The sequence below is a fragment of the Micromonospora sp. URMC 107 genome (assembly GCF_051386315.1).
Classification (GTDB): domain Bacteria; phylum Actinomycetota; class Actinomycetes; order Mycobacteriales; family Micromonosporaceae; genus Micromonospora.
The window spans coordinates 34,255-41,630 of record NZ_JBPQTK010000047.1; the positions used below are offsets into that span (position 1 = coordinate 34,255).

Genomic DNA, 7,376 nt, shown 5'->3' on the forward strand with positions numbered 1-7,376 from the left:
GTCGGGGGTCGCGAGCAGGCCGAGGGTCGCCGCGGGAGGGAACGTTCAGCCCGACGGGGTGACGAACCCCGATCGGCCTCGCCGTCGTCGCCGTGGCGCACCAGGTGCGGGTAGAGGATCGCCTCCTCCGCCTCGGCGTGGACGTCGAGGTGCAGGGCGAGCGCGTCCCAGATCGCCAGCAGCTCGTGCTCGTCGCGGGCGTCGTCGAGGCGGGCGAAGCCCCGCCGGAAGGCGGCGTGGTCGTCGAGGATCAGCGCGGTGATGTCGTCCATCGGCTCACCTTCCGGTGCGGGCCCGAAGCAGGCGGGGCGCCGCCGCGAGCCCGGTGACCGGGCGGAACTCCCTGGCCGCCCGGGCCAGCGCGGCGTGTTCGTCGTCGGCAAGGTCGATGTCGGCGGCCGCCGCGTTGCGTTCGACCTGTTCCACGCCGGACGCACCGGGGATGGCCAGCACGTTCGGGTGGCGCAGCAGGTAGGCCAGGGCGATCTGGCTGGGGGTGGCGTCGTGCGCGTCGGCCACCTGCCGCAGGGTGTCGATCAGCGTCGCGCCGCGCTCCAGGTTCTCCGGCAGGAAGTACGGGTTGGCCCGGCGCACCGCCCCGCTCGGCGGGTTCTTCGCGTCGTACCGACCGGACAGGAAGCCCTGGGCCAGCGGGCTGTACGCGATGACCACGCGGCCGGCCTGCCTGGCGTACGGCAGCAGGTCGTGCTCGGGCCCGCGGTCGACCATGCTGTAGCGGACCTGGTTGCTCAGCACCCGCCGGCCGAGCGCCGCCTCGGCGACCTGCCAGCGGCGCAGGCCGTAGTTGCTGACGCCGACCTCGCCGACCAGCCCGACGTCCTGCAACGCGCGCATGCCGCGCATGGTGGTGTGGTCGGCGACCAGCGGGTTGGCCTGGTGCACCTGGTAGAGGTCGAGGTGGGTGACGCCGAGCCGGGCGGCCGAGGCGACCGCCCGCTGCTGCACCACCGGGGCGACCGGCAGGATCGGGAAGATCTTGGTGGCGAGCACCACCTTCGGCCGGTCGTCGCCGAGCGCCTCCCCGAGGATCCGCTCGCTGCGGCCGAAGCCGTACAGCTCGGCGGTGTCGAAGACGGTGATGCCGAGGTCGACGGCACGCCGGACGATGTCGGCCGCCCGGCGCTCGTACTCGGGGCCGTAGCCCCACTCCCGGGACCCGAACTGCCAGGTGCCGAGGCCGATCTTGGAAAGGGGCTTCGGGGTGTCGAGCGGGACGAAACGCATGGTCCCGAAACTACCCCGGCGTCCGTTGTCGCAGGCCCGTTCGCCGCGCACGCCCCGCACCGGCGGGGATAGGGTCGGTGACCGTGACCTACCTCGCCGCGGATGAGCGCTACGACCAGATGACCTACCGGCGCAGCGGGCGCAGCGGGCTGCGGCTGCCCGCGATCTCGCTCGGGCTGTGGCACAACTTCGGCCCGGACCGGCCGTACGAGCGGCAGCGGGACATCGTCCGCCGCGCCTTCGACCTCGGCGTGACCCACTTCGACCTGGCCAACAACTACGGGCCGCCGCCGGGCGCCGCCGAGGAGAACTTCGGCCGGATGCTCGCCACCGACCTGCGGGCGTACCGGGACGAGCTGGTCGTCTCCACCAAGGCCGGTTACCTGATGTGGCCCGGCCCGTACGGCGAGTGGGGCTCCCGCAAGTACCTGATCTCCTCGCTGGACCAGTCGCTGCGCCGCCTCGGGCTGGACCACGTCGACATCTTCTACTCGCACCGCTTCGACCCGGACACGCCGCTGGAGGAGACGATGGGCGCCCTCGACGCCGTCGTCCGGGCCGGCAAGGCGCGCTACGTCGGCGTCTCCAACTACGACTCCGCGCAGACCGAGCGGGCCGCCGCGATCCTGCGCGACCTGGGTACGCCGCTGCTGATCAACCAGCCGTCGTACTCGATGCTCAACCGCTGGACGGAGCACGACGGCCTGCTGGACACGCTGGAGCGGGTCGGCGCGGGCTGCATCGCGTACAGCCCGCTCGCCCAGGGCCTGCTCACCGACCGCTACCTGGGCGGCATCCCCGAGGACTCCCGGGTGCGCACCAGCGTCTTCCTCAGCGAGGGCGACCTCGACGAGGAGAAGATGGCCACCATCCGGGCGCTCGGCGCGGTCGCCGAGCGGCGCGGCCAGTCGCTGGCCCAGCTCGCGCTCGCCTGGGCGCTGCGCGACCCCCGGATGACCAGCCTGATCATCGGGGCGAGCAGCGTGCCGCAGCTGGAGGCGAACATCGCGACCCTGGACAACCTCGACCTCACCGCTGAGGAACTCGCCGAGATCGAGGGCCACCTCGGCTGACCCGCACCGTCCTCAGTAGATGTCGGCGTACGGCGACGCCCGGGAGAACGCCCTGAGCGCGTCGAGGTCGTAGCCCTCCTCGAAGTTGGTCAGCTCCGTCAGCAGGTCCTCCGGCTCGTACCGGTACCGGCCGGCCCAGGTCTCGAACGACTCGACCCGGGCCGGGTCGGCCCCGCTGAAGCAGCGGTAGCCGCGCGGCGAGTTGCGGATCACCTCGTCGACCGCCGGGGCGAACCGGATGTCGATGTTCCACCGGATGCGGTCCGACACGTTGGGCGTCGAGCGGTGCAGCGTGGTGTCCGTGAAGATCACCACGTCGCCGGGCTCCATCCGGGCGGTGCTGACCGGGCCGTCCCCGAGGGCCGCGTCAGACGTGCCGTACTCGCCGTTCGGCAGGCGGTCGCGGGGGATCCAGCCCCGGGTGTGCGAGCCGGTGACGAACTGGAGGCAGGCGGTGTCCTCGTCGACGGGCACCAGCGGGATCCACACCGACAGCAGCGGCCCGACCGAGGGGTCCCAACCCTTGTAGTAGTAGGCGTCCTGGTGCCAGGCGACCTGCTGCGTGCGGCCGTGGGGGTCGCGCGGTCGGGCGTTCCAGACGCCGTGCGCGTAGACCTCGTCGCCGATCAGGCTGCGCACCGGGCCGAGCAGCTCGGGGCTGCGCCACAGGTCGTACACCGGCCGGCCCACCAGGATCCGCCGCCAGGCGGCCGGCACGCGGACCTGGCTGGACTCGATCAGGCGCAGGTAACGCTGGTCGTACGGCAGGTCGGCGAAGGTCTCGGTGACCCCTCCCCGCTGCTGCCACTGTCGGGCGAGGTGGTCGACGACGCGGCTGAACGAGCCGTGCAGCGCGTCCAGGGTCCCGGCCGGGAGCACGCCCCGCAGGATCAGGTGCCCGTCGCGCCGGAACTGGTCCCGTTGCTCGGCTGTCAACGCGTGGGGGTGGTCCACCATCGGCTCCTTCACCGGCCGCACGGGATCGGGCCCAGCCACCGGGCGGGGAAAGGCCTCCAGTGTGGCGATCGTGACAGAAGGCCCGAGGGGCGACAACGCCTCATTCACGCGAGGAGCCCCTATTCCGGTCGCGCCTCGCCGACCGGCGGCACGGGACGGGCCAGGAAAAGTCGAAAGCCCTGGTGCGGGATGACTCCCGCACCAGGGCTTTCCGCAAGGGTGGAGCCGAGGGGACTCGAACCCCTGACCCCCACACTGCCAGTGTGGTGCGCTACCAGCTGCGCCACGGCCCCTTGCCTCGTCCCGGTCACCCGGGCACGAGAGAACTATACACAGCGCCCCCCGCATGGTCATCTCGCGGGGGCCACCGGCCGGCGGCTCAGTTCAGCGCCACGTCCGGCGGGAAGTGCGCGACCGCCGCCATCATGCCGCCCTGGCGGCGCAGCACCATCGGCCACAGGTCGTCCGGCCGGTCGACGAAGGCGTCACCGGGCAGCGCGTCCAGCACGAACCACGAGCCGTCCTCGATCTCCTGCTCCAACTGCCCCGTGCCCCAGCCGGAGTAGCCGGCGAAGACCCGGATGCCGGTGATGCCCTCCCGCAGCCGCCCCGGGTCGACGGAGAGGTCGAGGGTGCCGACCGCCCCGGAGACCTGGTGGAATCCCTTGAGCCGCTGCACCGGGTTTCGCATCCGGGCCAGGCAGATCGCCGAGTCGGGCTGCACGGGGCCGCCCTCGAAGAGCACCGCCGGGTCACGGGCCAGGTCGCTCCAGTCGCCGAGCACGTCGGCGACCGGCACCTCGGTGGCCCGGTTGAGCACCACGCCGAGGGCGCCGCCGGGCTCGTGCGCCACCAGCAGCACCACCGTACGGTCGAAGTTCGGATCCTTCAGCGCCGGTGTCGCGACCAGCAGTCGTCCGGTCATCGACCCCGTCGCCCGCCCGCCGATCGCCTGCCCCTCTCCCTGCATGCCGGACACCCGGTCAGACCGACCCGACCGGGACGCCCGGGGGCACCGGTGCCATCCGCGCTGTGAACGCCATGCCTGGCACCATAGCTTGCCCCCGGGGCGGTGGCTAAGGTCTGACGGTCGGTTGATCGAGGACACGAGGGGAGGGCTTGATGGGTCCCACGGCCGAACTCGCGGTGATCGGTGGCTCCGGGCTCTACGCGCTGTTGGACGGCGCGACCGAGCACGAGGTGGAGACGCCCTACGGGCGGCCGTCCGACGCCGTCACGATTGCCGAGGTGGGCGGCCGGCGGGTGGCGTTCCTGCCCCGCCACGGCCGGGACCACCGCCACCCGCCGCACCTGATCCCCTACCGGGCCAACCTCTGGGCGCTGCGCTCCCTCGGCGTACGCCAGGTGCTCGCCCCCTGCGCCGTGGGCGGCCTGCGGCCGGATCTCGGCCCGGGCACGTTCGTGGTGCCGGACCAGCTGGTCGACCGCACCAGCGGGCGGGCGCAGACCTACTACGACCGGGGCGCGGTGCACGTCTCCTTCGCCGACCCGTACTGCCCGGCCGGCCGCCGTACGCTGCTCGCCGCCGCGGCCGGCCGGGACGTGCCGGCGGTGGACGGCGGGACGGTGGTGGTGGTCGAGGGCCCGCGCTTCTCCACCCGTGCCGAGTCGCGGTGGTACGCCTCGATCGGCGGCACGGTGGTCAACATGACCGGCCACCCGGAGGCGGTGCTGGCCCGCGAACTGGCCCTCTGCTACTCCTCGATCGCCCTGGTCACCGACCTCGACGCGGGCGTGGAGGGCGGCGGCGCGGTGACGCAGGAGGAGGTGTTCCGGGTCTTCGGGGAGAACACCGACCGGCTGCGCGGCCTGCTGCTGGAGGCCGTCGCCGCGCTGCCGGCCGAGCGGGACTGCGCCTGCGGGAGCGCGCTGGACGGCATCACCCTTCCCTTCGCGCTGCCCTGAGGCGAAAGGCCCGGCTCGCCCGACCTGCCCCGATAGATTGGGGGGCGATGGCAACGGTCCGCGACACCACGTACGACCTGCTCCGTGCCCTCGGCCTGACCACCGTCTTCGGCAACCCGGGCTCCACCGAGGAGCCGTTCCTGCGGGACTTCCCGGACGACTTCCACTACGTGCTCGCCCTGCACGAGGCGTCGGCCGTGGGCATGGCGGACGGCTACGCGCAGGTCACCGGCCGGCCGGCACACGTCAACCTGCACACCGCCCCCGGCACGGGCAACGGCATGGGCAACCTGGTCACCGCGTGGCACAACCGCACCCCGCTGATCGTCACCGCCGGCCAGCAGACCCGGGAGATGCTGCTGACCGAGCCCCGGCTGACCAGCCGGCGGGCCACCGAGCTGCCGCAGCCGTACGTGAAGTGGAGCCACGAGCCGGTCCGCGCGCAGGACGTCCCGGCGGCGCTGATGCGGGCGTACGCGACGGCGGTGCAGCCGCCCGCCGGGCCGGTCTTCCTCTCGCTGCCCCTCGACGACTGGGCGCAGCCGGCCGATCCCCCGCCGCCGGTGCGGACGGTGGCGACCCGGTTCGCTCCCGACCCGCGCCGGCTGCGCGAGTTCGCCGCCGTGCTGGCCGCCAGCCGCGCGCCCGCGCTGGTGCTCGGCGCGGCCGTGGACCGGGCCGACGGCTGGCCCGCCGCCGTGGCGCTGGCGGAGCGGCTCGCCGCGCCGGTCTGGTCGGCCCCCGCCCCGGAGCGGGCCGCCTTCCCCGAGGACCACCCGCACTTCCGGGGGGTGCTCCCCTTCGCGATCGGGCCGCTCTCCGAGGCGCTGGACGGCCACGACACCGTGCTGGTGGTGGGGGCGCCGGTGTTCCGGTACTACCCGCACGTGCCGGGCGACCACCTGCCCGCCGGGGCCCGCCTGCTGCACGTCACCGACGACCCGGACGAGGCGGCCCGGGCCCCCGTGGGCGACAGCCTGCTCGGCGACGCCGGACTGGCCCTGACCGCCCTGGCCGACCTGCTCCCGGCGGCGGACCGGCCGGCACCGCCGGCGCGCCCCGACCCGCCCCCGCCGGTGGACGGGCTGCCACTGGCCCCGGACGCCCTCTTCGCGGCCCTGGCCCGGCACTGGCCCGCCGACGGCGTCCTCGTCCAGGAGTCGCCCTCGAACCTGCCGGCGCTGCGTCGCCGGCTGCGCAGCACCCGCCCCGGGTCGTACTTCACGATGGCCAGCGGCGGTCTCGGGTACGGCCTGCCGGCGGCGGTCGGCATCGCGCTCGCCCAGCGCGACACCGGCCGTGGCCGGCCGGTGGTCGCGGTCATCGGCGACGGCTCGTTCCACTACTCCGTGCAGGCGCTCTGGACCGCCGCGCGGCTGCGCCTGCCGCTGGTCGTGGTGGTGCCGGTCAACCAGCAGTACGCCATCCTGAAGGCCTTCGCCGACTTCAAGGACACGCCGGGGGTGCCCGGGCTGGACCTGCCCGGGCTGGACATCACGGCGATCGCCCGCGGCTACGGCTGCGCGGCCACCGTCGCGGAGACCCCGGAGCAGTTCGGCGAGGCCCTGACCACCGGACTGCGCGCGGACGGCCCGACGGTGCTGCCCGTGCCGGTCAGCACGGAGGTCCCCCGGCTCCTGTGAGCGCTCCGGCCGGGCGCCGGGGCGCCCGCCGCGCCGTCGAGGGCGCCGCCGCCGCCCACCGACAGCCTTTCGGTGGTCACACCCCTCCAGCGGAGACCTCGCACGCCCTGTCGAGCTGATGTCGTAGACGACTCAGCTCGACAGGCACGCCGGGCCCAAGGGCAGCACGTCGACGGGTGCGCCGGCAGCAGGCCCACCGGGCCGGCCGGTCACTGCCCGCTCCCGATCGGTCAGGGCGACGCGAGCCGCAGCGGCGCACCGGTGAGCACGTCGAGGACAGGCCGGCCGCCCAGCGGCGCCTTCAGCGTGGCGGTGACCGGTTCGATCTTCAGCATCGCGTTGCACACCCCGGTGGCGGTGACCACGCTGCCGCCCACCACCACGACGTCGTCGCGTTCCTGCACCAGCGGCGTGATCCCGGTGTCGCAGCTGCCCACGCCGAGCCGCCAGGTCAGCTCCGCGCCGTCCACGGACTGGACGTCCTGGGCGCCGACCACGCCCTCCGGGGCCGGGCGGGCCGGCGGGGCGGGCT

The 7,376-nt window shown here is 74.1% G+C and carries 6 protein-coding genes, 1 tRNA gene and 2 pseudogenes; 3 read left to right on the top strand and 6 right to left on the bottom strand.

Annotated features, from left to right (window positions below):
- Window positions 1-137 precede the first annotated feature (137 nt).
- Window positions 138-272 (bottom strand): annotated as a pseudogene (locus tag ACSNN9_RS13620) (hemerythrin domain-containing protein); the annotation flags it as partial.
- Window positions 273-276: 4 nt separating this feature from the next.
- Window positions 277-1,245 (bottom strand): aldo/keto reductase, encoded by a 969-nt coding sequence (locus tag ACSNN9_RS13625; protein ID WP_436673399.1) that lies wholly within the window; start codon window positions 1,243-1,245, stop codon window positions 277-279.
- Between the two features lie 77 nt (window positions 1,246-1,322).
- Here ACSNN9_RS13625 and mgrA point away from each other — a divergent pair, with 77 nt between their 5' ends.
- Window positions 1,323-2,318: an L-glyceraldehyde 3-phosphate reductase gene (mgrA, locus tag ACSNN9_RS13630; protein ID WP_436673400.1), complete on the top strand. Its 996-nt coding sequence runs from the start codon at window positions 1,323-1,325 to the stop codon at window positions 2,316-2,318.
- A gap of 12 nt (window positions 2,319-2,330) precedes the next feature.
- On the opposite strand, the gene ACSNN9_RS13635 is transcribed toward mgrA, so the two are convergent.
- The 3 genes from ACSNN9_RS13635 to ACSNN9_RS13645 form a co-directional block, all read right to left on the bottom strand.
- Window positions 2,331-3,287, bottom strand: coding sequence for a phytanoyl-CoA dioxygenase family protein (locus tag ACSNN9_RS13635; protein WP_436673401.1), 957 nt, complete (start codon window positions 3,285-3,287; stop codon window positions 2,331-2,333).
- Window positions 3,288-3,495: 208 nt separating this feature from the next.
- Window positions 3,496-3,568 (bottom strand) — tRNA-Ala (locus ACSNN9_RS13640).
- An 86-nt stretch (window positions 3,569-3,654) separates the two neighbouring features.
- The gene (locus ACSNN9_RS13645) at window positions 3,655-4,245 is read right to left on the bottom strand and encodes a YqgE/AlgH family protein (protein ID WP_357867705.1); all 591 of its coding nucleotides are present in this window, start codon (window positions 4,243-4,245) and stop codon (window positions 3,655-3,657) included.
- A 152-nt stretch (window positions 4,246-4,397) separates the two neighbouring features.
- On the opposite strand from ACSNN9_RS13645, the gene ACSNN9_RS13650 reads away from it, so the two are divergent.
- Window positions 4,398-5,201, top strand: coding sequence for an S-methyl-5'-thioadenosine phosphorylase (locus ACSNN9_RS13650; RefSeq protein WP_436673402.1), 804 nt, complete (start codon window positions 4,398-4,400; stop codon window positions 5,199-5,201).
- 47 nt (window positions 5,202-5,248) lie between these two features.
- Window positions 5,249-6,844, top strand: a complete 1,596-nt coding sequence (mdlC, locus tag ACSNN9_RS13655) for a benzoylformate decarboxylase (RefSeq protein WP_436673403.1) — start codon at window positions 5,249-5,251, stop codon at window positions 6,842-6,844.
- A 230-nt stretch (window positions 6,845-7,074) separates the two neighbouring features.
- Here mdlC and ACSNN9_RS13660 read toward each other — a convergent pair.
- Window positions 7,075-7,376: pseudogene (locus tag ACSNN9_RS13660) on the bottom strand (hypothetical protein); the annotation flags it as partial.

Excerpts from the sequence above, each read along its gene's own strand:
- ACSNN9_RS13650 (WP_436673402.1), top strand. The coding sequence starts at position 4,398 with ATGGGTCCCACGGCCGAACTCGCGGTGATCGGTGGCTCCGGGCTCTAC.
- ACSNN9_RS13625 (WP_436673399.1), bottom strand. The coding sequence starts at position 1,245 with ATGCGTTTCGTCCCGCTCGACACCCCGAAGCCCCTTTCCAAGATCGGC.
- mdlC (WP_436673403.1), top strand. The coding sequence starts at position 5,249 with ATGGCAACGGTCCGCGACACCACGTACGACCTGCTCCGTGCCCTCGGC.
- ACSNN9_RS13645 (WP_357867705.1), bottom strand. The coding sequence starts at position 4,245 with ATGCAGGGAGAGGGGCAGGCGATCGGCGGGCGGGCGACGGGGTCGATG.